We start from the raw sequence: 22129 nt of genomic DNA, 5'->3' as shown, positions 1-22129 counted from the left end.
TGAGCCATCGCCCGCGATGGCCAACCGACGAGATTCGGCGCGATGCCGCCCACTGCGCTCCATCCCGGTGTCTCCGCCGGTTCTCAGCTGTCGCTTCGGCCAGCCGCTGCCGAAATCGCGGTGCTGTCGCCCTGCGCCGAGACGCTGGCGGACTTCGCTCAGTCATGGCCCGGCGGACCGCACCGGTTGCGCGCCAGCGATCTCGCCTCCTTCGCCGCACAGGCGAGCGAGCGCTGCCTCGATTCGTCGCTGCCGCGCGCAATCCTGATCGTGCTGCCGGATCAGGCGCATTCCGACCGTGAAGCCGTCGAAGCGGTCACCGCCTTCGCCAGCAGCCAGCGGATCGCCTTCGCGGTGCTCGCTACCGGCGGGCCGCACGAGATCCCGGGCGAACTAATCACCAACCTGCCGCAGACCACGCTTCGCCACCTCAACAGACTGTACGCGCAGCACGCCGGCCGTGCCGCACGCGCCATCCTGATGCAGCTCGCCCTTGCCGCGGGCCTCAGCATCACTGCGATGGATGCGCCGAGCGAGAGCGCGACCGCCGATACAGACCCGCATCCCTCCATTCTCCCCGAGCTGATCGAGGACGTCGCCCGATGACCTACGCTTACGAAAAAGACGGCGACGCGATCTATCGTCAGTCGTTCTCCATTATCCGCGCCGAGGCCGCCCTCGATCGGTTCACGCCCGACGAGGAGAAGATCGCGGTGCGGATCATTCACGCCAGCGGCATGGTCGAGGTCGCCGGCGACATCGCATTCACGCCCGGCTTCGTCGCGGCGGGACGCGCCGCGCTACAGGCCGGTGCGCCGATCCTGTGCGACGCGCAGATGGTCGCCAACGGCGTCACTCGTAAACGACTGCCGGCCGACAACGAAGTGATCTGCACGCTGAACCATCCTGATGTTCCGGCCCTCGCCGCAAAGCTCGGCACCACCCGATCGGCGGCCGCAGTCGATCTGTGGCGCGACCGGATGCAGGGCGCGGTGGTGGCAATCGGCAATGCACCGACCGCGCTGTTCCGGCTGCTCGAAATCCTCGCCGAGCCCGGCGCCCCGCGGCCCGCGGCCATTATCGGCATCCCGGTCGGCTTCGTCGGCGCGGCCGAATCCAAGGACGCGCTGCTGGCGGACTCGCCGTCGCCTTGCGTGATCGTGCGCGGCCGGCGCGGCGGCAGCGCGATGACGGCTGCGGCGATCAACGCGCTCGCGAGCGAACGCGAATGAGCGCGCCGACAGTTTACGGCGTCGGCGTCGGCCCCGGCGCGCCCGACCTGATGAGCGTCCGCGCCGCGCGGCTGGTCGGCGCCGCCAAGGTGGTGGCGTACTTCCGCAAAGCCGGACGCCCCGGTCACGCTCGGCGCATCGCCGAGGGCCTGCTGCCGGACGGCGTGATCGAAGAGCCGATGGACTATCCGGTGACGACCGAGATCGCGCTCGACGATCCGGCCTATGCGGCGACGCTGCGCAGCTTCTACGAAAAATGCGTGTCGCGACTTGCCGAACACATCGCGCAAGGCCGCGACGTCGTCGTGCTGTGTGAAGGGGATCCCTTCCTGTACGGCTCGTTCATGCATCTGCACAGCCGGCTGGCGCCGCGCGTCCGCGTCGAAGTGGTGCCGGGCATTTCCGGCATGACCGCGTGCTGGACCGCGAGCGGCACGCCGATCACTTACGGTGATGATGTGCTCTGCGTGGTGCCGGCGACGCTCGGGCCGGCGCGACTGAAGGCGGCGCTCGCCGCTGGCGATGCGATCGTGATCATGAAGCTCGGCCGTAATCTGCCGAAGGTGCGCCGCGCGCTCGACGACGCCGGACTGCTCGATCGCGCGATCTATGTCGAGCGCGGCGCGATGGCCGATCAGGTGGTGATGCCGCTCGCCGACAAGACCACCGACGACGCGCCCTACTTCTCGATCGTGCTGGTCCACGGACAAGGGCGACGGCCATGACCGGATCTGTCGTCGTCGCGGGCCTCGGGCCCGGCACGCAAGACCTGATCACACCGGAAGTCAGCGCAGCCCTGGCACGTGCCACCGACATCGTCGGCTACGCACCTTATGTCGCGCGCGTCGCCGAGCGCGACGGCCTGCTGCGGCACGCCTCCGACAACCGCGAAGAGCTCGATCGCGCAGCCTTCGCGCTGCGGCTGGCGGCCGAGGGGCGCCACGTCGTCATCGTATCCTCCGGCGATCCCGGCGTGTTCGCGATGGCGGCCGCGCTGTTCGAAGCGATCGAGGCGGGTGACGCAGCTTGGCGGGAGCTCGACATTCGCGTGCTCCCCGGCATCAGCGCAATGTTCGCCGCTGCAGCGCGGATCGGTGCGCCGCTCGGTCACGACTTCTGTGCGATCAACCTGTCGGACAATCTCAAGCCGTGGGAAACGGTCGAGAAACGTCTGCGCGCGGCCGCCGAAGCCGATTTCGTTATCGCGCTGTACAACCCGATCTCGAAAGCGCGCGCCTGGCAACTCGGCCGCGCCTTCGAACTGCTGCGCAGCGTCCATCCGGCATCCGTGCCGGTGATCTTTGCGACCGCCGTCAGCGATCCGCGCGAGCGCATCGACGTGGTGCCGCTCGGCGATGCGATGCCGCAACGCGCCGACATGCGCACGCTGGTGATGATCGGTTCGTCGCAGACCAAGATCATTGCGCGCAGCAGCGGCGCCGCTTTCGTCTACACGCCGCGGTTCTCCGGAGCACTGTCGTGACCGAGCCAGGCCATCACGTCGGCGACCATTGGGACACAGCACCGATCCGGCACCGCGGGCCGCCTCACCATGATCACCGGCAGCCCGAGTTCGCGCGCCGCGGTGATCTTGGCGACGGCTGCGTCGCCGCCGGCGTTCTTGGCGACGACGATCTCGGTACGGTGCGCCTGCAGCAGCGCCCGGTCGCCGGCGAGATCGAACGGTCCGCGCGCCACCACGATATCGACGTTCGGCAACGGCAGCGGCCCGCGCGGTGGATCGACCAGCCGCACCAGATAAGCGTGCTGCGGCTGCGACGCGAACAGTTCGAGGTTCTGGCGGCCGATGCCGAGAAACACCCGCCGCGGCGCAGCACCGAGCGCGACGACGGCCTGATCGAGATCATCGACCTCGGTCCAGCGATCGCCAGTGGTGGCCTGCCACGCCGGCCGCTCCAGCGCCAGCAGCGGTACACCGGCTTCGGCGCAGGCAATCACCGCATGGCGGCTCATCTGCGCCGCGAACGGATGCGTCGCGTCGACGACGCGCTCAATCCGCTCGGCACGCAAGTAATCGACCAGACCGCAGATTCCGCCAAAGCCTCCGACGCGAAACCGGATCGGCGGCGGCTTCGGGTGATCGGTACGGCCGGCGAACGACAGCACCGCGTCGATGGCCGGCTCGGCGGCGAGCGCCCTGGCGAGCGCCGAGGCATCGGCGGTGCCGCCGAGGATCAATACGCGCGAGCGATGCGATGAAGGGAGCGTCATGATCACCAGCGATGACACGACGCAGCCCTGGCTGTCCATCGTCGGAATCGGTGAGGACGGCCTCGACGGGCTGTCGGCGCGCGCACGGACGCTGCTCGAAGCGGCCGAACTGATCGTCGGCGGCGATCGTCACCTCGGCCTCGTTGCCGCATTGAACAAGCCAACACTGCCGTGGCGCGTACCGTTCGCCGCCTCATTGCCCGAGGTGCTGGCGCAGCGAGGCCGCCGCGTCGTCGTGCTGTGCTCCGGCGATCCGTTCTGGCACGGCGCTGGCGCGGTACTGGCCGATCATCTCGCGCCCAAGGAATGGACCGCCGTCCCGGCGCCACCAACCTTTGCCTGGGCTGCGGCGCGGCTCGGCTGGCGCCTGGAGGACGCGGTGACGCTCGGCCTGCACGCGCGGCCGGTCGCGACGCTGCGCCCGCATCTCCGCCCCCAGGCGCGGCTGATCGTATTGGTGCGCGACGGCGGCGCCGTGGGCGAGATCGCCGGCTATCTGGCGGCGAACGGCTTCGGCGCATCCGAACTCAACGTGCTTGAAGCGCTCGGCGGCCCGCGCGAGCGCGTGCGGCGGACCACCGCGTCGATCTTCGCATTCCCTGACATCACCGCGCCGGTCGCACTCGGCATCACCGTCGTCGCGGAGCCGGACGCCGTGATCATGCCGTACGTCAGCGGCTTGCCGGACGAGCTGTTTCAACACGACGGCCAGCTCACCAAGCGCGAGGTCCGCGCCGTGACGCTGTCGACGCTGGCGCCGCGGGGCCATGAGTTGCTGTGGGACATCGGCGCCGGTGCCGGCTCGATCGGGATCGAATGGCTGCTGGCGGCGCGCAGCAATCGCGCGATCGGCATTGAAACGCGCGCCGACCGGCTCGCCACCGCACGTGCCAATGCCGAGGCGCTCGGCGTGCCCCAGCTCGATCTTCGGCTCGGCGCAGCGCCCGAGGCGCTCGCCGGACTGCCGACACCCGACGCGGTGTTCATCGGCGGCGGCGCCAGCCGCCCGGGCGTGATGAATGCGGTGTGGCAGGCGCTGCCCCCCGGCGGCCGGCTGGTGGTCAATGCGGTGACGTTGGAGACCGAGGCGCTGCTGATCGACTGGCATCGTCGTCAGGGCGGCGAGCTGCTGCGGCTCGGCGTCGAGCGCGCCGCGCTGGTCGGCGGCCTCACCGGATGGCGCGCGGCGATGCCGGTGGTGCAATGGAGCGTCCGCAAATGACCGCGGTCGTGATCGGCATCGGCTTCCGCGCCGTCACCCCTGCCTCGTCGATCATCGATGTGATCGAGACCGCGCGCCGCGCCGCCGCCCCGCACCAACCATCCGCGCTAGCGACTGCAGCGGACAAAGCCGATCACAGCAGCTTGCGCGAGGCCTCGACAGCAACGGCTCTCCCCATCTTGCCGGTCGAGACGGCTGCGCTCGAACAAGCCGCCGCACGGATAACGACGTCGTCTGCCGTGGTCGCACATCACCGCGGCGTCGGCAGCGTCTGCGAGGCCGCGGCGCTCGCCGCCGCCGGACCGACGGCGCGGCTGATCGTATCCCGTTTGATCTCACAGGATCGCCTCGCGACGGCCGCGGTAGCGATCGAGGAGCCGTTGGCATGACCGTCCACTTCATCGGCGCCGGCCCCGGCGCGCCCGATCTGATCACTGTGCGCGGTCGCGACCTGGTGATGCGCTGCCCCGTGTGCCTCTATGCTGGCTCTTTAGTCCCGCGCGAGATCGTGGCGCTGTGCCCGAAGGACGCGCGCGTCGTCGACACAGCGCCGCTTGATCTCGACGCGATCACGGCGGAGTTCGTTGCCGCTGCCGAAGCCGGCCACGACGTCGCCCGGCTACATTCCGGCGACCTATCGGTGTGGAGCGCGATGGGCGAACAGATCCGCCGCCTGGAGCAGCACGGCATCCCCTACACCGTCACGCCCGGCGTGCCGTCGTTCGCGGCGGCGGCCGCGGTGCTCGGCCGTGAACTCACCTTGCCCGAAGTCGCGCAGACCGTGGTGCTGACGCGCACCTCTGGCCGTGCCTCCGCAATGCCGCCGCGCGAGACGCTGGAAGCCTTCGCCGCCACCGGCGCGACGCTGGCGATCCATCTGTCGATCCACGTCCTTCCCGATGTCGTCGAACGGCTGCGTCCGCATTACGGCGACGACGGCGCGGTCGCCGTAGTGGTGCGCGCGAGCTGGCCGGAACAGCAAGTGATCCGCGGCACGCTCGGCTCGATTGCCGCGCAGGTCGCCGCCGAAGGCATCGACCGCACCGCGTTGATCCTGGTCGGGCCATCGCTCGCCGCTACCGATTTCCGCGAGAGCTCGCTGTACGCGCCCGACTACGATCGCCGCTATCGCCGCTCGGCGGAGGATGGCCGTGACCGTGACTGATTACGTCGTAACAACCGCGACGAACGGCCGTCCGCCGGGGCTGATCATCGCGGCGCCGTCGACCAATAGCGGCAAGACCACGGTGACGCTGGCGCTGCACGCGGCACTGCGCCGCCGCGGCCTCACCGTGCAGCCGTACAAATGCGGGCCCGATTACATCGATCCGGCGTTTCACAAGATCGCGGCCGGCCGGCCCTGCTTCAATCTGGATTCCTGGGCATTCGGCCAAGACCGCATCACGTTTCTGCTCGATGCTGCCACGGGCGCAGACCTCTGCCTCGCCGAGGGCGTGATGGGGCTGTTCGACGGCGGCAGCGCGGTCGGCGCGTGGGGTAACGGCGCCACCGCCGATATCGCCGCCTTCACCGGCTGGCCGGTCGTGCTGGTGATCGACGTCGCAGGCCAAGCGCAGTCCGCCGCCGCGCTGACGCTTGGCTTCGCCCGCTATCGCAGCGACGTCCACATCGCCGGAGTCATTCTCAACAACGTCGCCAGCCCGCGCCATGAGGCGCTGGTCCGCGACGGTTTCGCCGCGCACGACATTCCAGTGCTGGGCAGCTTCGAGCGCCAGCGCGATCTCACGCTGAAGAAACGCCATCTCGGCTTGGTGCAGGCACGCGAGACCGCGAGGCTCGACACCCGCCTGCAGCAACTCGCCGACAGCGCCACGCGTGGGATCGACCTCGACGCACTGATCCGCGCCGCACAGCCGGCGCGTCCGATCGCATCGACCAACCGGCCGCTGACGCCGCCGGGTCAGCGCATCGCGCTGGCGCATGACGACGCATTCTCGTTCATCTATCCGCATCTCACCGCAGGCTGGCGCGCCGCCGGAGCCGAGATCGTGCCGTTCTCGCCGCTGAACGACGAAGGCCCAGACCCGTCCTGCGACGCCGCGTGGCTGCCGGGAGGCTATCCCGAGCTACACGCCGGGCGACTTGCGGCCGCGACGCGGTTCAAAGCGGCGCTCGGCGCGTTTTCAGAAACCCGCGCAGTGCACGGCGAGTGCGGCGGCTACATGACGCTGGGTGCCGGCCTGATCGATGCAGACGGCACACGCCATGCGATGGCCGGACTGCTCGGCCTCGAAACCGACTTCGCCAGCCGCAAGCTGCATCTCGGCTATCGCCTCGCGACCTTGCAGGCCGCCGCCGCCGGCCATGCCGCGGGCAGCGTGCTGCGCGGCCACGAGTATCACTACGCCCGCGTCGTCACCGTTTCGGACGAGCCGCTCGCCGAGATCCGCGATCCCGCCGGCCAACTCACTGCTGAGACCGGCAGCCGCCGCGGCCACGTCACCGGCACGTTCTTTCACCTGATCGATGTCGCCGAGGAGGCGATCGCCTGATGTCCAACTCTTTCGAAAGCGCCGCTGCACCCGGCCGTATCACGCTGGTCGGCGCCGGCCCAGGCGATGCCGACCTGCTGACGCTGCGCGCGATCAAGCGCCTGCAGGCTGCCGACGTCGTGCTATACGACGACCTCGCCGGCGAGGACTTCATGGCCTATCTCGATCCCAACGCCGAGATGGTCGCGGTCGGCAAGCGCGCCGGCCATCCCTCGCCGCGCCAGGAGGAAGTCAGCCGCCTCGCGATCAGCTATGCGCTGCGCGGCAAGCACGTGGTGCGGCTGAAGGCCGGCGATCCGACGCTGTTTGCCCGCGCTGACGAAGAGCTGCGGGCCGCGCGCGAGGCCGGCATCGCGGTCGAGATTGTCCCGGGCATCACCACCGCGACCGCCGCTGCGGCCATGATCGGCGCATCGCTGACCAAGCGCGGCGTCGCGCGCCGGGTCCAGTTCGTCACCGGCCACGATGTCGACGGCCGCTTACCGCGCGATCTCGACCTCGCAGCGCTCGCGGATGCGACCGCGACGACCTGCGTCTATATGGGCAAGGCCACCTTCCCGGCCCTCGTGGCGCAACTGATCACCCACGGCCTGAGTGCAACGACGCCGGCCGTGATGGTCGAAAGCCTCGGCTCAGACGCAACCAACGTGCAGCGAGGCAGCGTCAGCGAGATCGCCGCCCGCCTCGCCGCCGATCGGCCGTCCGGCCCCTGCATGATTTTGTACGGCGCAGCGCTGGAGGAGAGCTGATCACCGTGGCGCGCCCCGCGACGACGACGCGTTCACTGCCGCGGCGTGGCCGCCGCAACGCCTCGCCGCTGGCTGATCTGCTCGATCGCGTCGGATAGTCGATCGAGCGCAACCGGCAGCATCGCGCCGCCGCAGACCGTGAGCTGATCTGGAACAACGATCCGTCGGCTCGCCGGATAGGCCTGCTGGATCGCGGGATGCAGCAGCAGAGCCTTGCCCTGATCTTCAGCCACCGGCTGCTCTTCGGATACGAGTAACAAGTCCGGCCGCGATGCGACGATCGCTTCGAGCGAGGTGAAGCCGCCATAGGCGAAACCAAGATCGGACGCCGCATTCGACAGGCCGGCGGTCTGCAGCAGCGAGCTGAGCAGACTATCGCCGCCGGTCACCCAGCCGCGCCGCGATAGCGCCAGCACCCGGCCCTGCCACCGCGAGGCGGTGCGTCGCGCCCGCTCCGCGGCCTGATCAATCGAGCCGATCATCGCCTCCGAGCGCTCCGGATGGCCGACCAGCGCGCCGACTCGTCGGATCTGTAGTTTCACCTCGTCGATCGTCCGCGGCACGTCGAACTCTTCGACCGGAGTGTTCTGCGCGCGGAGCAACTCGCGCGTGGCAAGCTTGCCATAGCGGCCGGCCAGCACCACGTCGGGCGCTAGCATCAACAGATCCTCAGCTTCACCGGACAGCCTCGGAAATCGCTCAGCCTCCTTGGCGAGCCAAGACAACCTCGGATCACGCGCATACGGTCCAAGCCCGGCGATCTGGTCGGGATCGGCCAGGGCGATCAGCAACTGATCAGTGCACATGTTGATCGAGGCGATCCGCTTGGAGGCTGCGAACGCTGGCGAGGCCAGCAAACCAACCGCGGCGACCACCAGCAACAAGCGGGAACGCCAGCGGGGCGCACGCCGGTCACGCAAGGCGACGGGCGGCCGAACGCCGCAATGCGGCGCAATTGTTCTGTTCAAGACGACATCCTCCGCCGGCCCATCGCCGAACGAGTTGCACACCATGCACCGGCCGGTCTCCTGGCTCGCGGATATCCGTCGCGTCCGCCTTCCCGGCCGATACCGCCAGTGGCATTCGAGGACGCTCCGATCCGCCCACAGTTGCGAGGGCAGCTGCGGCATTGAGGCATCGCCCCGCACCGCATTCCCGTTTCACCTCTCTCGGCGAGAGGCACCGGTACACGTCTGGGTTAAGCACGTCGCCCAGCCCCCGGCAAGGCGACGATCTTCCGTAGCCTACCTGCCACGCAAAAAGCCGGGAGGTGCGGACAGGCACCACCCGGCTTGTTAATCTTGACGTCGTCGCGTCGCGGGAGCGCTTACTTTCGCATCGGCGTGGTTGCGCCCGACTGGCCGTCCGAGCTCGGCGTCGTCGAATTGGTCGCGCCGTGCGCGCTGCCCGAGCCTTGACCACCACGATCGGAGTTCGACGGGCCGCCACCGCCCGCGCCGCCGCCAGCCGCACCACCGGCACCCGCGCCTGCACCACCTCCTGCGCCGGCACCGCCGGCCCCGGCACCACCACCCCCGCCGCCGCCGGCTCCACCGCCGCCACCACCGCCTTGGGCCATCACTTGGCTGGCGCCAAGCGCCAGCACTGCGAGCACGGTCATCGCTGTCGTCGTCTTCCGCATCATCGTCGCTCCTGTCATTGTTCTGATTGCTGACTTGCGCGAAGGCCAACGGAGCTTCGGAGACGCCGTTCCTAACTAACCAGTCGCGTCTTCAGGTCGCGGCGTTCAAGCCGAGCACCAGGAACAACCGACCATGTTCGGCTTTTTTCCCTCGCCATCAACGACGAGGAACTGCAGATGAAAGCTCTGACCTGGCACGGCAAGAACGACATCCGCTGCGAGAGCGTGCCGGATCCGAAAATCGAACACGGCCGCGATGCGATCATCAAAGTGACGGCCTGCGCGATCTGCGGTTCGGACCTGCACTTGATGGACGGAATCATGCCGTCGATGCAGAGCGGTGACGTGCTCGGCCACGAGACCATGGGTGAAGTGGTGGAAGTCGGCTCCGAGAATACCAAGCTCAAGGTCGGTGATCGGGTGGTGGTCCCGTTCACCATCTCCTGCGGCGAATGCTTTTTCTGCCAGCGCGGCTTCTATTCAGGCTGCGAGCGATCGAATCCCAACGCCAAGGCGGCCGAGAAGATGTGGGGCCATTCGCCCGCTGGCCTGTTCGGCTACTCTCATATGCTCGGCGGCTATGCCGGTGGTCAGGCCGAGTATCTGCGCGTGCCGTATGCCGACGTCGGTCCGATCAAAGTGCCCGATGGACTGACCGACGAACAGGTTCTGTTCCTGTCCGATATCTTCCCGACCGGCTTCATGGCAGCTGACTTCTGCAATCTCAAAGGTGGTGAAACAGTCGCGGTGTGGGGCTGCGGCCCGGTCGGCCAGATGGCGATCAAGAGCGCCTTCCTGCTCGGCGCCGAACGCGTGATCGCGATCGACACGGTGCCGGAGCGCATGGAGATGGCGCGGCAATCCGGCGCGATCGTTATCAACTTCATGGACGACGACGTCTACGACAAGATCCAGGATCTCACTAACGGCCGCGGCGCCGACGCGTGCATCGACGCGGTCGGAACCGAAGCAGCCGCAATGGCGAGCTTCGACTCGATGGTCGACCGCGTGAAGATGGCCACTTTCATGGGCACGGACCGGCCGCACGTCTTGCGCCAGGCGATCCACTGCTGCCGAAACTTCGGCACGGTGTCGATCGTCGGCGTCTATGGTGGGCTACTGGACAAGATCCCGATGGGCTCGGCCATCAACCGCGGCCTGACAATGCGGATGGCGCAGACTCCGGTGCAGCATTATCTGCCGCAACTGCTCGGCCGTATCCAAAAGCGCGAGATCGATCCCTCGTTCGTGATCACCCACCGCGCCACGCTGGAAGAAGGCCCGGAACTCTACAAGACCTTCCGAGACAAGAAGGAGGGCTGCATCAAGGTGGTGATGAAACCAAGCTGAGCGGGCTCAGCCACTAACCGACATACAACGACTTCATCATGGCCGGGATCACCCCGGCCATCGTCGGTCTTGGGGGACCGAGTGCCATCAATGCAGGGCAACCAACGCAAATGGCCGGGCTGAGCCCGGCCACAGTCTTCCGATTTATCAGGAGTGCAAGCTCAGGCCGCCTGGGCCTGAACGTAGGATCTTGTGACGCTGTCGATATTCTGGTCGATCCACGCCGCCATGGCTTCTTCTTCCTTCAGCGACGCCTGCAGCAGCGGCTTGGCAGAGCCGAATCCGGCGATGTCGGCGAGCGCCAGCAGCGATTTGTAGGCGGCAATTTCGAAATGTTCGAAGGCATTGTTGGCGAAGGTGTTCTTCAGGATCTCGTCGGGCATCACGGTGTGAGCCAGCGCCGCCATGTTGCCCATGAACGACTGCGTGGTGTCCTTCAGCATCGAGGCGCTTTCGCCGCAGGCGGACAGGCACTCGTCGAGCCGCTTCAGCTGGCCTTCGGTTTCCCGCAAATGCTGCTGCACCCGCGCCTTCACTTCCGGATAGTCGTCGAGACGTTCGGATTGCCGCTCCATCATCTCCCGCGCCTGGGTCTCCATGGCGTGGGCGTTGCGCAGCCCGGTAACAAAGATCTCACGTGCGTCCTGAGCCATTCTTCAGTCTCCAGTTGAAATGATCGCGCGTTCAACGTGGCCGGATGTGCACCGTTCCTATCGGAACCAGGCCTTCGCCTGCGTCAAAACTGCCAGAGATCGAACAGCGTCTCCCGACTGACGAGATCGATCTGCTGGCCGTATCGGGTGCGGTACATCGTCATCAGTGCGTCGTGACCGGGGTCGGACGAGCTGCACAGCGCATCCTCGACCAGCACGACGCGAAAGCCGAGATCGACGGCATCAAGCACCGTCGCGAGTACGCAGACGTCGGTTTCGGCCCCCGTGACCACCACGGTGCCAATGCCACGCTCGACCAGAAGCGATGCCAGGGGTGAATGCTTGAAGGCGGAGTACACCGGCTTGTCGATCACCTGCGCCGGCGGCGCCAGGCGTTGCAACTCCGGCACTAGGTCGAGCTGTTCCGGCTTCAGATTGGGCCGCAACGCGGCCTCCCAGCGCTGGTAGTAACGCTGCCACCGCCCCGGCCGCTGCTCCGGATGCTCGGGCGTGATGAAGCGGGTGAAGATCGTTGATCTCGCATAGTGGTTCGAGACATCCACGACCACCGGCAGGACGCGCTCCATCCACGGCGTCTCCCACACACCGCCACGCGCGAAAATCCGCTGCATATCGACGCAGAGGTGGATGGCAGCCTCGATCGGCTCGGCCGGTGGCGGCTTGATCATGATACGATCGGGCGCGCTGTGCGCGGGCGCAGCTCGGTGATGGCCGCCAGGATCAGCGCGGCGATGCCGACCACGGCGCTGATCACCCCGAGGAGTGATAGCCAGAGGAAGATGCCAAGGGCGAGCATTGCAAGCCCAAACACCACGTCGAGCGCCAGATGCCATGGTATCGGCAGTAGCCGCACGACGCCCCACTCGTAATCGGTGATCAGGCTGTAGATGATTCCGGCGCAGCCCACCGCCGCGAACACCCAGCGCAGGCCGCCCTGCTCACCGGCCACGAACGGCAACGCCAGCACCAGAACCGACACCAGATAATCGATCGCGCCATGAAGGCGGGTCGGGATCAAACGCACGTCGCTCTCCATCGTGGATACGCAAAAAACCGTCGGCCTCCGGCCACGTTCCAATCCGGCGCTCAGGCTGAGTTGGAACGCTGCACGATCGGCATCGTTGGCGGGTGAACCCGATGGAGACCGTACCGATGACTTCTGCCTCCCTGCAAATGACGCCGAGCGAATCCCGTCGGCTGGCCCGGTTCCTCGGATGGGTGTCGCTCGGCCTCGGCGCGGCGGAGGTGCTGGCCCCGCGTCGTCTCGCACGCGCGCTCGGCATGGAGGGCAACGAGCATCTGCTGCAGCTCTATGGCGCACGAGAGATCGCTTCAGGTGTCGCCATCCTCACCACCGAGTCGGCCGCATCGGTTTGGAGCCGGGTCGGCGGCGATGCGCTCGATGTCGGCACGCTCGCGCTGCAGCTCCGCCGCGACAATCCCAAACGCGGCAACGTTGCGCTCGCCCTCGCGGCGGTTGGTGGCATCACCATGCTGGACTGGGCCTGCGCGCAGGCGCTGACCGACGATGCCCGGCGCCGCAACGGTCACGCCTCGGAGGCCGCTTAGCTTGGACGCGCGCCCCGACCACAACGACGGCACCGTCACCGCCCTGGTGTTCGCCGGCGGCCTCGGCCTCGCGGCCTATCACGGCGGCGTATTCGAGGCTTTCGCACAGCGAGCTCAGCCGTTGCACTGGCTCGCAGGCTCCTCAGCCGGCGCAATCACCGCCGCGCTGATCGCTGGCAACCCGCCGCCTCGTCGCATCGATGCCTTGCGGGAGTTCTGGAGCCTGACCCGCACTGAACCCACTTGGTCGCCACTCCCGCATCTGGAAGGCTGGATCAGCGCAGTCACGGCACATCTGATCGGCGATCCGAACCACTTCCATCCGAGGTTGCCGTCAGCATTTGGCTTCCGCAGTCTTTACGATCTCGGACCGATGCGCCGACGGCTCGCGCGGCTGATCGATTTCGGCCGCATCAATGGAGGCGACCTACGGCTCTCGATCGCCGCCACCGACGTCTGCAGCGGAGACCCAGTGATTTTCGACTCCCACCGCGAGCCGATCGCGCTCGATCACCTGCTGGCTAGTTGCGGCTTTCTGCCGGAGTTCGCCCCGGTAACGATCGGCGCTCGGACGCTGGTCGACGGCGGGCTGTCGCTGAATGCACCGTTCGATCCGATCCTGGCCGAGTCCGAGGCGCCTCTGCGGCTATTTGTGCTGGATCTGTATGCACGCGACGATCAACCGCCCGCCTCGCTGGAAGCGGCGTTCGAGCGCAAGAACGACCTGCTATTTGGCAATCAAACCTACCTGCGTTTGAAGGACAAGATCCGGATCAGGGCGCTCGAGCGCAGTACAGCTGGGGCAGCGGCGTTCCCGGACGAGATTACCCTGTTGAGCTATCGCGCTGGACCGAGCGAACCGGGCCCGGAGAAGAGCTTCAACTTCTCGCGGCGCGCTTTGGCGCAGCGGTGGCAGACCGGGTTCGACGACGTGATGGCGGCCCTTGAGCCTGGCGCCTCAGCGATCGACGGACTCCGCGTGATCCGGCGTTCCGCCACACCTCCTCAGGCTGCCGCGCTGCAGCCGGCCGAGCAATTCCGTTGAAGTTGTCTGCTATCGCCACCCGTGCAGCAGCGCAATCTCGCCTTGCTTCTCATATCGGAAGGCGTGCGCCATCAGGGTCAGGCGGACATCTCCGCCCGCTCCGAACTGTCGGTCCGCCATCAACACCGCTCTCAGGTGAGAGCCGCGACAAAGCGGCCGGACATCCGCGGGATCCCGCTTCAATCGCCTGCGTCACGCGCGTCTCAGCGCTTGGCGCTGCCGGGCTCCGCCATCTTGCGATGCTGGCTCGCCAGCACGCCGGACGGGATCACGTTGGCCGCCGCGGTCTGCAGCTTGTTCTTCCATCCGCTGACGACATCGCCCTCGCCGCTCATCATCGCGTCGAAACCGATCCGGGCAACCTCGCCGGCGTCATCCTTCTCGGCGGTGCCGACCGCAGTATCCAACATGTCGGCACGGCGGAAGAACTCGGTGTCGGTGGCGCCGGGCATCAGGCAGGTGACGGTGACCTCGGTGTCTTTCAGCTCGTCACGTAGCGCGAAGGAGAACGAGTTCAGGAACGACTTGGTGGCGTTGTAGATCGCCTGGAAGCTGCCCGGCGTGAAACCGGCGATCGAGCCGGTGATCAGGATCCGCCCCGCGTTACGCCGTCGCATCTCGTTGCCAATGCGGTGGATCAGCAGCACCGTGCCGGTGACGTTGGTGTCGATCACCTTGCGGGCTTGCGCGATGTCCTGATCGAGAAAGGCGTGTCCGAGCCCGCGGCCAGCGTTGGCAATCAATGCATCGACCGGCCGTCCTTTGGTCGCCTCCGCCAGCCGGTCGACGCCCTGCTGGGTCGACAGATCCGCCTGCACCGGCTCGACCGAGACGCCGGCAGCGCGCAGCTCGGCGGCAGCCTTTTCGATCTCTGGCTCATCCGCAGCAATCAGCAGATCGAAGCCTCCCTGGGCGCAGCATTTGGCGAGCTCGAAGCCGATGCCGGTGGAAGCTCCGGTGACGACGGCGAAGGGACGTTGTTCGGTCATGACATGCTCCGATGGTTTCGCGGTCAACCGGCGCCACCATCGCCCGTTCCTCCCCGCCGGTTCGGAACCAGCACAGCGGACGCCGCTTGTCGCGAAAGGCAACCTGGAGCACATCATCTTGGCGCGGATCTTGATCGGCACATCGGGATGGCACTATCAGTCGTGGCGCGGGCCGTTCTTTCCTGACGGCTTTCCGATCAAGCACCAGCTGCAGTACTACGCCAGCCAGCTCGCCACCACCGAGCTGAACGGAGTGTTCTATCGCACCCCGACGCCAGCCGCCGTGCGATCATGGCACGACCAGACCGGCAAGGACTTCGTGTTCGCCTGGAAGGCTTCGAAATTCATCACGCATTGGAAACGACTGTCGGAGAAATCCGCCAACAGCCTCGCGCTGATGGAAGAGCGCCTGGCGCTGCTCGGCGATAAAGTCGGCCCGATCCTGTTTCAATTGCCGCCGCAGCTCGAAGTCGACACCGGCCGCCTGCGCGATTTCCTGCCGATGCTGTCGGCGGGGCGGCGCTACAGCTTCGAATTCCGCCATCCGAGCTGGTACACGCCGGAGGTGGTCAGGCTGCTGCGGGATGCCAACATCGCGCTGTGTCTCTCGGATCACCACGATGCGCCGGCGCCGTGGCGCCGCACCGCGGATTTCGTTTACATCCGGGGACACGGTCCGGGCGGCCGTTACAAAGGCCGCTATTCCGCCGCGGCCCTCGAACAATGGGCCAAGCGGGCCGCAGGGTGGAAGCGCGCCGGCTACGACGTGTATGTCTATTTCGACAATGACCAGAAGAGCGCTGCACCGGGCGACGCGCTGCGGCTTCAGGCGATGGTGAAAGCCAATCAGCCCTGAGAGCTCAGCCGAATACGCCCAGCAGCCAGGCCACGATGGCGATCAGCGGAACCACGGCGACGGCAATCATCAGCAGTGGAGCGGGTTCATTGCCAGTGCGTTTGGCTTCACGTTTGTCGTCTTCCATGGTGTCCCTAAGTGCCGACGCGAGCGGTTGTTCCTGTGGCGGAGCGCGTTCAGCAACCTTGAGGAACGGCTCCGACCGCCTCGCGTTCACCGCAGGAGGACCAGCCATGACCAACGACCACCAATTCGCAGCCCCAAGGGCCCGGGCGCCGCTCCCGCTTCGGCGCCGCACGACGATCACCGCGTCCGCGATGTCGATACCACCCGAGGCCGGCGCGACAACATCGAACAGAACACCCACAACCAAGGCTATCAGCAGGATCGCTATCGGCCCCACGCATTGAGGAATCCGACCATGGCAAACCGCACTCACCTGACGCATCCGACCGACACGCCGATCAACGGTCGCGAACCGTCGTTCAGTGAGGACGATATCGCTCAGGAAGAACTCGGCTCGACCACCGACGGAAGTCAGCAGGAGCGCGATCGCATGACGCCACAGCGTGCGAAGAAGACGCCCCGGAACGACGACCCCGGCCATACGGCTTGAGTCGTTTTGTCTCTTCGCACGGCTCCACTCGCGTCGGCCCGGTCAATATCGCTCTATATCCTATGATAAAGACTGCGGGCTCACGGCTCGCTACTCTGCACTGCCGTGATCGTCAGTGAGAGTGAACCGCCGATGCGAACTGGCTTCGCATTCACCAATTTGGCCAATCGTCTCACCAGTCATGCGGAGCTGTCCGACCAGGACCTCGAACTGCTTGCTGGCATGCCTGCCACCATTCGGCATCTCAAGCCGCACGAACGCCTCCGCCAAGGTGAACGCTCCGACGATTGTTGCGTCGTGCTGCAAGGCTATTTGTGCTGGCGCGAAGGCGACCGCGGAGATGCGTTGATCACGTCGATCCACGTGCCCGGCGACGTGCCGGATTTACACACGATCCTGGCACCGAGCCGGCAGGCGACGCTGAACGCACTTGGCCCCGCCGTGGTGGCGCTGGTGCCGCATGCCTTCTTCCGATCGATCGCGGCGCAGAGCCGCCAGATGGCGCATGCTCTGGCGATGCTGGCGCTCGCGGACGTCTCAGCGTTGCGAAACTGGGTGGTCAATCTCGGCGCCCGCGACTCGCTCACCCGTGTCACGCATTTGCTGTGCGAGATCGCCACGCGGCTGCAGGCGGTCGGCCAGGCGCGCGACTACTGCTTCCCTTCGCCGTTCACACAGTCGGATCTTGCCGCGGCTTGCGGCATCTCGGCGGTTCACGCCAACCGCATCATTCAGGATCTGCGCCACAGCGCGTGGTTGCATTGGCGATCGAAGACGATCACCATCACCAATTGGGATGCGCTCGTGCAAGTTTCCGGATTCACCCCGGACTATCTGCATCTGCGCCGCGTCCCGCACATCGAACGGTCCTGCGAAACCATCCCTCACCGGATCGCCGATCGCGGCGATCAGATCGCGACTCTTTAGCGCGCTTCATCGACGGCTGCCGAATGCCGTCGGTCCTGTTTGCGGCCCAAGCTCTGATACGTGCGGCGGGCAATCACGCCAGTGTCCCTACCGCCTGCTGTGTCCTACGACTGCGGCGATTGCTCGGTACGCGGATGGCGGTCGTGCAGCAGCTTGGCGAGCTCATTCCGCTGCTCCGGCGCGTTTCGCATCGCGATTTCGAAGATCGCCTCCTGCAGATCGCGCGGCAAGTCGCCCCACACTTCCAGCACCGCGCCGCCGAGCTGATCGCGGAACAGCGCCTCGCCGTTCTGTTGCTTCCTCTGCTCCTGCTGCGCGAGCTGCCGGTCGATCGTCTCTCGCGATCCTTCGGCCGGCTGTTTGTCGAGCGGGCTCTTGATGGTGTCCTCCATCGCAATCCTCCCTGGTGATGATCACCACCAATCAATGTCTGCATCCAACGTTCCCGATTAGCGGACGATCAGCAGGTGTTCAATTAGGAACGATGGTCCGGACGATCGGTTGGCCGACCAGCTGACGACGAGCCTCAATGCGGCTCGCGCCGGACTTCCCAGAGCTCGAAAGGACAACTCGATGTACTACCATGACAAGCGGCTGCAATATCCTGTCCGTGTCGAGAAGCCCGATCCTCTTTTCGCCCGACAGCTTCAGCAGGCGATTGGCGGCATCGAGGGCGAGATCCGGGTTTGCTTGCAGTACTTCTTCCAAGCCTGGGGCGCACGCGCGCCGAACAACAAGTATCGCGACCTGCTGCTCAATACCGCGACCGAGGAGATGGGGCACGTCGAGATGCTGGCGACCGCGGTCGCGCTGAACCTCGAAGATGCGCCGCTGAGAGCGCAGGAGGAAGGCGCCGCCGACAAGGTGGTCGGCGCGGTGATGGGCGGTGAAAGCACGCGCCAAGTGCTCGAAGGCATGATGCAACGCCATCTGCTCTCGACCGGCCTCGCGGCCTTCCCGGCCAATTCCGACGGCGTGCCGTTCGACTGCTCGCACATCTACGCCAGCGGCAACATCGCCGCCGATATGTATTGCAACGTCGCCGCCGAAGCCACCGGGCGGACGCTGGCGGTGCGGCTGTTCAACTCCACCTCCGATCCCGGCATGCGGGACATGCTTCACTTCATGATCGCGCGCGACACCATGCATCAGCAACAATGGCTTGCGGTGATCGAGGAGCTCGGCGGCACCGCGGCGCTGCCGATCCCGAACAGCTTCGATCAACGCCAGGAGCATCAGCGCTTCAGCTACTTCATGATGGGCACCTCGCGCGACGGCACGCCGCCGCCGGAGGGACGGTTCTCCACCGGCCCCTCGATGGACGGCCGCGGCGAGTTCTACGCCGGTCATTTCGAACCGCTGGGTGAAGAACCGGTGCTCGGCCCGGCCCGTCCACTCTCCGGCGCGCAGAGCGAACAGATCGACTCCAAGGCGCTTGCCGCTGAATGACCATAAGCCGGTGAGCGCGGTGCCCCGCGCTCACCGGCTCCTCCTCGTGAGTTCTATTGGATAGATCACATGAACGATCGAAGAAGGCGAGCTGGCAACCGCGACCTCGGCGGCAACCAGCGCATGATGCTGGTCGCGGCCGTGGTCGCCGCAGTGCTGTTTCTCGGCGTGCTCGGCTGGTCGTTTCTCGATAATCCACTCGGCCGCGCGCCCGGCAGTGGGGGCGGCTCGGCGGGCGGTGACGTCACCACGCTTCCCAGTAAGCAAGCACAGCGCTCCGGCGAAAGCACGGTCGGCAAAAACGACCCCGGCGGCCAGCCCGGCCCAGCGGGCGAGCGCCAACGCGCGATCAAAGGTTCAGCGCAGCCGCTATCGCTGTCGGATGCTCAGCGCCGCCAAGTCGGCAGCGTCATCGCCGGCCAGTCGGATCTGCAGCGCGCCGACCAGGCGCGGTTCGAACTGATGATCGGCGTCCTGGTCCCGGGGCAGATCGCACTTAGCGATCTGCCGCCGGAGGTTACAGAGATCATGAACGGGTATTGGGGCGATCAGTGTCTGGTGGTGTCGGACCGACTGGTGATCGTCGACCGGCAGACCCGCCGCATCGTGGCGCTGGTTCCGTTGGCTGCTTGATCGGGCATGCAGCGGTTTACAAAACCGCTGCATGCCGTCAGTCGGCGCTGGGAGCCTCTTCGGGCGGGCGCCGCAATGCGCGCCGGCCAGCTGCTTCGAAGTCGCCGAGGGTGCGGCGCCCCTCGCGTGCGCAGGTCAGGATTGCTTCCGCCACCCGCGCCCGGACGGCGTGGTCCTCACCGTCAGGCAACGTCCCGCAAATCCGCTCAAGAGCGACCGTCATGTTGGCGACGGTGCGGCTGTCGAAATCGTCTTCGATCATCACTCTCTCGGCCCAAATGCGCTAGGCGGCTGGTGGAACGGACGCTGAGAAGAAGTCCACAGGATTGATCGGCAGCATAGTATCGGTCTCCGCCCAGCGTCTCTAACTTAGGTGAAACCCCGCCGACGCCAGACCGAAGCTCAAGCAGCGATATGGCCAGGCACGCGAGGGAACCAATTCGCCGAGGACGTGTTGCGATGCAGTCGTCCCGTGGTGTGAGCTTCCCGAGGATTTGTGCGACACCGCGCCATGGCGATGGTGTTCCGATTTGCTCGTGCCGGTGATTGCAGGGGTCGAATTGATTGATCAAAATGTTAGAGCGCGGGTTTCGACATCGCCCTGATGGAGCCATTCGTAAAAGGTGTACCGATGGTTCACCCCTTTCTGCGTAAGCTCCGACACGGAGCACGACTGACCAAAGAGCACGAGGAGACCCTCCTCCGGCTGACGCAGGTGGCCCGTACCCTCGGCGCCCGCGAAGATGTCGTGCCGCTGGGCGGACAGCCGCGCTATCTGCCGCTGGTGGTCGACGGCTGGGCCTGCCGCTACACGACACTGGAGAACGGCCGCCGCCAGATCATCTCGCTGTTCCTCCCCGGCGACCTTTGTGAGCCGTTCGGCGTGCTTCCCCGTTTCATGGACCATGCCATCGGCACGCTGACGCCTTGCGTGATCGCGCAGGTCCGCACGGATGCGATCCGCAGCGTGGCGCAGCTCAGCCCCCGGATCGAAGAAGCGCTGTGGTGGGACCTGCTGGTCGCGTCCGCGATCGAGCGCGAACATCTCGTCAGCCTCGGGCGCCGCAGCGCCACCGAACGGCTCGGACACCTGTTCTGTGAGCTGCATCTGCGGCTGGGGATGATCGGCCTCGTAGATGGCGACGAGCTCTCCTACGACATGCCGATCACCCAGGCCGATCTCGGCGATCTGCTCGGCTTGTCGATGGTGCATATCAACCGCTCGCTGCAAGAGCTGAGAAAAACCGGCATGATTTCACTGCGGGGTCGCCGCTTGACGATTCACAACCTCGAAGGCTTGCGCGAATTGTCGTTCTTCGACGACGGCTACCTGCATCTGTTCGGCCCGCTGTCGCTGCTGAATGCCGACAACCCCGACATCAGCCAGACTTCGCTGTGAGCATGCGCATGCCGATCGACGACACCAACAGCCGGATCGCCGAACTTGAAGCGGACAACCGCCGCCTGCGACGCCTGCTGGACCAACGTGACGCCCCGGGCGAACTGCGGCACCGCCTGCGCAGCACCATGGCCATGCTGCGCACGATCATCCGCAAGTCGGCCGGCGCCCGCCGCGATCTCGATTCCTATGTCGGTCATCTGGAGGATCGGCTCGACGCGCTGATGCGCGCCCAGGCCGTTGCCGACGAACAGGGCGCGATCGACTTCCACAAGCTGCTGGCCGACGAATTGCTGCACTATCAGGTCCGCGACGGCGAGCGCGCCACCTTCGCCGGGCCCGACCTGCATCTGCAGGCCCGGGCCGGCCAGGTGCTCGCTCTTGCCGTGCACGAACTGGCGGTGAACGCCGTCGAGCACGGCGCCCTCGGCGGTAACGGCAGCATAGCGATCTCCTGGACCGTCGACGGCGACGGCACAGCCCCGCTGCTAACCTTCGTCTGGAAAGAAACTGATACCACAGCTGTTCCCCAGCCATCCCACAACGGCTTTGGCACCGAGGTGCTGACCCGCACGCTTGGATACGAACTCAAGGCCGAGACCGACCTCGCGTTCGAGCCGGACGGGTTTCGCTGCACCATCCGGTTTCCCTTGTCGGAACGGATCGGGCGGCGCGGCGCAAACTGAGAATTGTCAAGTAGTCTTGACAATTTCCCGCTCCGTTGGCGCCGTTGTGCGCCCTCTTTTGCGGTTCAATTAGCATAGGTGAATGCATCCAGGATGCTCCGCTCCTAGCCTGATCCCAACGACGAAAGGGATCTGCGTGAAGAAGCGTCGCAACCGAACCAAGCAGCATCTGTCGCTCGAGCAACGGCTGTCGGTGTTTTCCGACCGTTGGAAGCAGGAAGCCGAAGAGAGCGGCGATCACGAAGCTCACGAGAACTGGGAACGCCGGGCACGGTCGATGGAGGCCGCGCTTGGAATCATCGCTTGGCTAGAATCCCGCGAAGCGCGCCGCTGACAGCACGGTGAA

29 protein-coding genes and 1 riboswitch are annotated in these 22129 nt (G+C 66.3%); of the genes, 19 read left to right on the top strand and 10 right to left on the bottom strand.

Features of this window, described 5'->3' with window-relative positions:
• Positions 1-42: 42 nt before the first annotated feature.
• Genes RPPS3_RS10735 through cobJ form a run of 4 tightly spaced genes read left to right on the top strand, consistent with a single transcriptional unit; the run spans position 43 to position 2715 of the window.
• The gene (locus RPPS3_RS10735) at positions 43-606 is read left to right on the top strand and encodes a hypothetical protein (protein ID WP_107344058.1); all 564 of its coding nucleotides are present in this window, start codon (positions 43-45) and stop codon (positions 604-606) included.
• Complete coding sequence (locus tag RPPS3_RS10730; RefSeq protein ID WP_107344057.1) at positions 603-1232, top strand: precorrin-8X methylmutase; 630 nt, start codon at positions 603-605, stop codon at positions 1230-1232. Before RPPS3_RS10735 ends, RPPS3_RS10730 begins: the two co-directional genes overlap by 4 nt.
• Entirely contained in the window at positions 1229-1957 is a 729-nt protein-coding gene (locus RPPS3_RS10725) for a precorrin-2 C(20)-methyltransferase (RefSeq protein WP_107344056.1), read from the top strand. The genes RPPS3_RS10730 and RPPS3_RS10725 overlap by 4 nt, the downstream gene beginning before the upstream one ends.
• Positions 1954-2715, top strand: a complete 762-nt coding sequence (cobJ, locus tag RPPS3_RS10720) for a precorrin-3B C(17)-methyltransferase (RefSeq protein ID WP_107344055.1) — start codon at positions 1954-1956, stop codon at positions 2713-2715. The genes RPPS3_RS10725 and cobJ overlap by 4 nt, the downstream gene beginning before the upstream one ends.
• Here the strand turns inward: cobJ and RPPS3_RS10715 are convergent.
• The gene (locus RPPS3_RS10715) at positions 2682-3464 is read right to left on the bottom strand and encodes a cobalt-precorrin-6A reductase (protein ID WP_199852209.1); all 783 of its coding nucleotides are present in this window, start codon (positions 3462-3464) and stop codon (positions 2682-2684) included. The genes cobJ and RPPS3_RS10715 overlap by 34 nt on opposite strands.
• Between RPPS3_RS10715 and cbiE the strand changes: the two genes are divergently transcribed.
• The 5 genes from cbiE to cobA are packed head-to-tail and all read left to right on the top strand — an operon-like array spanning position 3463 to position 7948.
• Positions 3463-4686 carry a precorrin-6y C5,15-methyltransferase (decarboxylating) subunit CbiE gene (gene cbiE / locus RPPS3_RS10710; RefSeq protein ID WP_107344053.1) on the top strand — a complete coding sequence of 408 codons (1224 nt, stop codon included), beginning with the start codon at positions 3463-3465 and terminating at the stop codon, positions 4684-4686. The genes RPPS3_RS10715 and cbiE overlap by 2 nt on opposite strands.
• Positions 4683-5075 carry a cobalamin biosynthesis protein gene (locus RPPS3_RS10705; protein WP_107344052.1) on the top strand — a complete coding sequence of 131 codons (393 nt, stop codon included), beginning with the start codon at positions 4683-4685 and terminating at the stop codon, positions 5073-5075. Before cbiE ends, RPPS3_RS10705 begins: the two co-directional genes overlap by 4 nt.
• Positions 5072-5851 (top strand): precorrin-4 C(11)-methyltransferase, encoded by a 780-nt coding sequence (gene cobM / locus RPPS3_RS10700; protein ID WP_107344051.1) that lies wholly within the window; start codon positions 5072-5074, stop codon positions 5849-5851. The genes RPPS3_RS10705 and cobM overlap by 4 nt, the downstream gene beginning before the upstream one ends.
• A complete protein-coding gene (locus tag RPPS3_RS10695; RefSeq protein WP_107346552.1) occupies positions 5838-7199 on the top strand; it encodes a cobyrinate a,c-diamide synthase in 1362 nt (453 codons plus the stop codon). The genes cobM and RPPS3_RS10695 overlap by 14 nt, the downstream gene beginning before the upstream one ends.
• Positions 7199-7948, top strand: coding sequence for a uroporphyrinogen-III C-methyltransferase (gene cobA, locus RPPS3_RS10690; protein ID WP_107344050.1), 750 nt, complete (start codon positions 7199-7201; stop codon positions 7946-7948). Before RPPS3_RS10695 ends, cobA begins: the two co-directional genes overlap by 1 nt.
• A 32-nt stretch (positions 7949-7980) precedes the next feature.
• Here the strand turns inward: cobA and RPPS3_RS10685 are convergent, their stop codons facing one another.
• Both RPPS3_RS10685 and RPPS3_RS24625 read right to left on the bottom strand, forming a co-directional pair.
• A complete protein-coding gene (locus RPPS3_RS10685) occupies positions 7981-8916 on the bottom strand; it encodes an ABC transporter substrate-binding protein (RefSeq protein ID WP_107346551.1) in 936 nt (311 codons plus the stop codon).
• Positions 8917-8949: 33 nt separating this feature from the next.
• Positions 8950-9150, bottom strand: a riboswitch (cobalamin riboswitch).
• A 125-nt stretch (positions 9151-9275) separates the two neighbouring features.
• Positions 9276-9590 carry a hypothetical protein gene (locus RPPS3_RS24625; protein ID WP_199852208.1) on the bottom strand — a complete coding sequence of 105 codons (315 nt, stop codon included), beginning with the start codon at positions 9588-9590 and terminating at the stop codon, positions 9276-9278.
• A gap of 177 nt (positions 9591-9767) precedes the next feature.
• Between RPPS3_RS24625 and RPPS3_RS10675 the strand changes: the two genes are divergently transcribed.
• Positions 9768-10940, top strand: coding sequence for a zinc-dependent alcohol dehydrogenase (locus RPPS3_RS10675; RefSeq protein WP_107344049.1), 1173 nt, complete (start codon positions 9768-9770; stop codon positions 10938-10940).
• Positions 10941-11101: 161 nt separating this feature from the next.
• Here RPPS3_RS10675 and RPPS3_RS10670 read toward each other — a convergent pair whose 3' ends face one another.
• The 3 genes from RPPS3_RS10670 to RPPS3_RS10660 form a co-directional block, all read right to left on the bottom strand.
• On the bottom strand, positions 11102-11593 hold the full coding sequence (locus RPPS3_RS10670; RefSeq protein WP_107344048.1) for a ferritin-like domain-containing protein: 492 nt from the start codon (positions 11591-11593) through the stop codon (positions 11102-11104).
• Positions 11594-11676: 83 nt separating this feature from the next.
• Positions 11677-12282, bottom strand: a complete 606-nt coding sequence (locus RPPS3_RS10665) for a cysteine hydrolase family protein (protein ID WP_107344047.1) — start codon at positions 12280-12282, stop codon at positions 11677-11679.
• The gene (locus RPPS3_RS10660; RefSeq protein WP_159060666.1) at positions 12279-12638 is read right to left on the bottom strand and encodes a hypothetical protein; all 360 of its coding nucleotides are present in this window, start codon (positions 12636-12638) and stop codon (positions 12279-12281) included. Before RPPS3_RS10660 ends, RPPS3_RS10665 begins: the two co-directional genes overlap by 4 nt.
• A gap of 128 nt (positions 12639-12766) precedes the next feature.
• Here RPPS3_RS10660 and RPPS3_RS10655 point away from each other — a divergent pair, with 128 nt between their 5' ends.
• On the top strand, positions 12767-13183 hold the full coding sequence (locus tag RPPS3_RS10655) for a hypothetical protein (RefSeq protein ID WP_159060665.1): 417 nt from the start codon (positions 12767-12769) through the stop codon (positions 13181-13183).
• Positions 13143-14228: a patatin-like phospholipase family protein gene (locus RPPS3_RS10650; RefSeq protein ID WP_107344044.1), complete on the top strand. Its 1086-nt coding sequence runs from the start codon at positions 13143-13145 to the stop codon at positions 14226-14228. The genes RPPS3_RS10655 and RPPS3_RS10650 overlap by 41 nt, the downstream gene beginning before the upstream one ends.
• A 203-nt stretch (positions 14229-14431) precedes the next feature.
• Here the strand turns inward: RPPS3_RS10650 and RPPS3_RS10645 are convergent, their stop codons facing one another.
• A complete protein-coding gene (locus tag RPPS3_RS10645; protein WP_107344043.1) occupies positions 14432-15217 on the bottom strand; it encodes an SDR family NAD(P)-dependent oxidoreductase in 786 nt (261 codons plus the stop codon).
• Between the two features lie 118 nt (positions 15218-15335).
• Here RPPS3_RS10645 and RPPS3_RS10640 point away from each other — a divergent pair, with 118 nt between their 5' ends.
• Positions 15336-16073, top strand: a complete 738-nt coding sequence (locus tag RPPS3_RS10640; RefSeq protein WP_107346550.1) for a DUF72 domain-containing protein — start codon at positions 15336-15338, stop codon at positions 16071-16073.
• Positions 16074-16077: 4 nt separating this feature from the next.
• Here RPPS3_RS10640 and RPPS3_RS24480 read toward each other — a convergent pair whose 3' ends face one another.
• On the bottom strand, positions 16078-16680 hold the full coding sequence (locus RPPS3_RS24480; protein WP_159060664.1) for a hypothetical protein: 603 nt from the start codon (positions 16678-16680) through the stop codon (positions 16078-16080).
• A 141-nt stretch (positions 16681-16821) separates the two neighbouring features.
• Between RPPS3_RS24480 and RPPS3_RS10630 the strand changes: the two genes are divergently transcribed.
• Complete coding sequence (locus RPPS3_RS10630; protein WP_107344042.1) at positions 16822-17616, top strand: Crp/Fnr family transcriptional regulator; 795 nt, start codon at positions 16822-16824, stop codon at positions 17614-17616.
• 104 nt (positions 17617-17720) lie between these two features.
• Here the strand turns inward: RPPS3_RS10630 and RPPS3_RS10625 are convergent, their stop codons facing one another.
• Entirely contained in the window at positions 17721-18008 is a 288-nt protein-coding gene (locus RPPS3_RS10625; RefSeq protein ID WP_107344041.1) for a hypothetical protein, read from the bottom strand.
• Positions 18009-18189: 181 nt separating this feature from the next.
• Between RPPS3_RS10625 and RPPS3_RS10620 the strand changes: the two genes are divergently transcribed.
• Positions 18190-19065, top strand: a complete 876-nt coding sequence (locus RPPS3_RS10620) for a manganese catalase family protein (RefSeq protein ID WP_107344040.1) — start codon at positions 18190-18192, stop codon at positions 19063-19065.
• A 69-nt stretch (positions 19066-19134) separates the two neighbouring features.
• Positions 19135-19698 carry a DUF1236 domain-containing protein gene (locus RPPS3_RS10615; protein WP_234820173.1) on the top strand — a complete coding sequence of 188 codons (564 nt, stop codon included), beginning with the start codon at positions 19135-19137 and terminating at the stop codon, positions 19696-19698.
• Between the two features lie 37 nt (positions 19699-19735).
• Here the strand turns inward: RPPS3_RS10615 and RPPS3_RS10610 are convergent, their stop codons facing one another.
• On the bottom strand, positions 19736-19960 hold the full coding sequence (locus tag RPPS3_RS10610) for a hypothetical protein (protein WP_107344039.1): 225 nt from the start codon (positions 19958-19960) through the stop codon (positions 19736-19738).
• Between the two features lie 369 nt (positions 19961-20329).
• Between RPPS3_RS10610 and RPPS3_RS10605 the strand changes: the two genes are divergently transcribed.
• The 3 genes from RPPS3_RS10605 (at position 20330) to RPPS3_RS10595 (ending at position 22117) form a co-directional block, all read left to right on the top strand.
• On the top strand, positions 20330-21097 hold the full coding sequence (locus tag RPPS3_RS10605) for a Crp/Fnr family transcriptional regulator (RefSeq protein WP_107344038.1): 768 nt from the start codon (positions 20330-20332) through the stop codon (positions 21095-21097).
• Positions 21098-21105: 8 nt separating this feature from the next.
• Positions 21106-21783 carry an HWE histidine kinase domain-containing protein gene (locus tag RPPS3_RS10600; protein WP_107346547.1) on the top strand — a complete coding sequence of 226 codons (678 nt, stop codon included), beginning with the start codon at positions 21106-21108 and terminating at the stop codon, positions 21781-21783.
• A gap of 136 nt (positions 21784-21919) precedes the next feature.
• A complete protein-coding gene (locus RPPS3_RS10595) occupies positions 21920-22117 on the top strand; it encodes a hypothetical protein (RefSeq protein WP_107344037.1) in 198 nt (65 codons plus the stop codon).
• Positions 22118-22129: the final 12 nt, after the last annotated feature.

It is taken from the genome of Rhodopseudomonas palustris (assembly GCF_003031265.1).
Lineage (GTDB): Bacteria > Pseudomonadota > Alphaproteobacteria > Rhizobiales > Xanthobacteraceae > Rhodopseudomonas > Rhodopseudomonas palustris_H.
This window is presented reverse-complemented; position numbering and strand designations above follow the sequence as displayed.

Excerpts from the sequence above, each read along its gene's own strand:
- RPPS3_RS10725 (WP_107344056.1), top strand. The coding sequence starts at position 1,229 with ATGAGCGCGCCGACAGTTTACGGCGTCGGCGTCGGCCCCGGCGCGCCC.
- RPPS3_RS10625 (WP_107344041.1), bottom strand. The coding sequence starts at position 18,008 with ATGGAGGACACCATCAAGAGCCCGCTCGACAAACAGCCGGCCGAAGGA.
- RPPS3_RS10675 (WP_107344049.1), top strand. The coding sequence starts at position 9,768 with ATGAAAGCTCTGACCTGGCACGGCAAGAACGACATCCGCTGCGAGAGC.
- RPPS3_RS10605 (WP_107344038.1), top strand. The coding sequence starts at position 20,330 with ATGGTTCACCCCTTTCTGCGTAAGCTCCGACACGGAGCACGACTGACC.
- RPPS3_RS10620 (WP_107344040.1), top strand. The coding sequence starts at position 18,190 with ATGTACTACCATGACAAGCGGCTGCAATATCCTGTCCGTGTCGAGAAG.
- RPPS3_RS10650 (WP_107344044.1), top strand. The coding sequence starts at position 13,143 with ATGCCCGGCGCCGCAACGGTCACGCCTCGGAGGCCGCTTAGCTTGGAC.
- RPPS3_RS10615 (WP_234820173.1), top strand. The coding sequence starts at position 19,135 with ATGAACGATCGAAGAAGGCGAGCTGGCAACCGCGACCTCGGCGGCAAC.
- RPPS3_RS24480 (WP_159060664.1), bottom strand. The coding sequence starts at position 16,680 with ATGGCCGGGGTCGTCGTTCCGGGGCGTCTTCTTCGCACGCTGTGGCGT.
- RPPS3_RS10670 (WP_107344048.1), bottom strand. The coding sequence starts at position 11,593 with ATGGCTCAGGACGCACGTGAGATCTTTGTTACCGGGCTGCGCAACGCC.
- RPPS3_RS10665 (WP_107344047.1), bottom strand. The coding sequence starts at position 12,282 with ATGATCAAGCCGCCACCGGCCGAGCCGATCGAGGCTGCCATCCACCTC.
- cbiE (WP_107344053.1), top strand. The coding sequence starts at position 3,463 with ATGATCACCAGCGATGACACGACGCAGCCCTGGCTGTCCATCGTCGGA.
- RPPS3_RS10630 (WP_107344042.1), top strand. The coding sequence starts at position 16,822 with ATGCGAACTGGCTTCGCATTCACCAATTTGGCCAATCGTCTCACCAGT.
- RPPS3_RS10715 (WP_199852209.1), bottom strand. The coding sequence starts at position 3,464 with ATGACGCTCCCTTCATCGCATCGCTCGCGCGTATTGATCCTCGGCGGC.
- RPPS3_RS10730 (WP_107344057.1), top strand. The coding sequence starts at position 603 with ATGACCTACGCTTACGAAAAAGACGGCGACGCGATCTATCGTCAGTCG.
- RPPS3_RS10600 (WP_107346547.1), top strand. The coding sequence starts at position 21,106 with ATGCCGATCGACGACACCAACAGCCGGATCGCCGAACTTGAAGCGGAC.
- RPPS3_RS10645 (WP_107344043.1), bottom strand. The coding sequence starts at position 15,217 with ATGACCGAACAACGTCCCTTCGCCGTCGTCACCGGAGCTTCCACCGGC.
- cobJ (WP_107344055.1), top strand. The coding sequence starts at position 1,954 with ATGACCGGATCTGTCGTCGTCGCGGGCCTCGGGCCCGGCACGCAAGAC.
- RPPS3_RS10610 (WP_107344039.1), bottom strand. The coding sequence starts at position 19,960 with ATGATCGAAGACGATTTCGACAGCCGCACCGTCGCCAACATGACGGTC.
- RPPS3_RS10655 (WP_159060665.1), top strand. The coding sequence starts at position 12,767 with ATGACTTCTGCCTCCCTGCAAATGACGCCGAGCGAATCCCGTCGGCTG.
- RPPS3_RS10705 (WP_107344052.1), top strand. The coding sequence starts at position 4,683 with ATGACCGCGGTCGTGATCGGCATCGGCTTCCGCGCCGTCACCCCTGCC.
- cobM (WP_107344051.1), top strand. The coding sequence starts at position 5,072 with ATGACCGTCCACTTCATCGGCGCCGGCCCCGGCGCGCCCGATCTGATC.
- RPPS3_RS24625 (WP_199852208.1), bottom strand. The coding sequence starts at position 9,590 with ATGCGGAAGACGACGACAGCGATGACCGTGCTCGCAGTGCTGGCGCTT.
- cobA (WP_107344050.1), top strand. The coding sequence starts at position 7,199 with ATGTCCAACTCTTTCGAAAGCGCCGCTGCACCCGGCCGTATCACGCTG.
- RPPS3_RS10735 (WP_107344058.1), top strand. The coding sequence starts at position 43 with ATGCCGCCCACTGCGCTCCATCCCGGTGTCTCCGCCGGTTCTCAGCTG.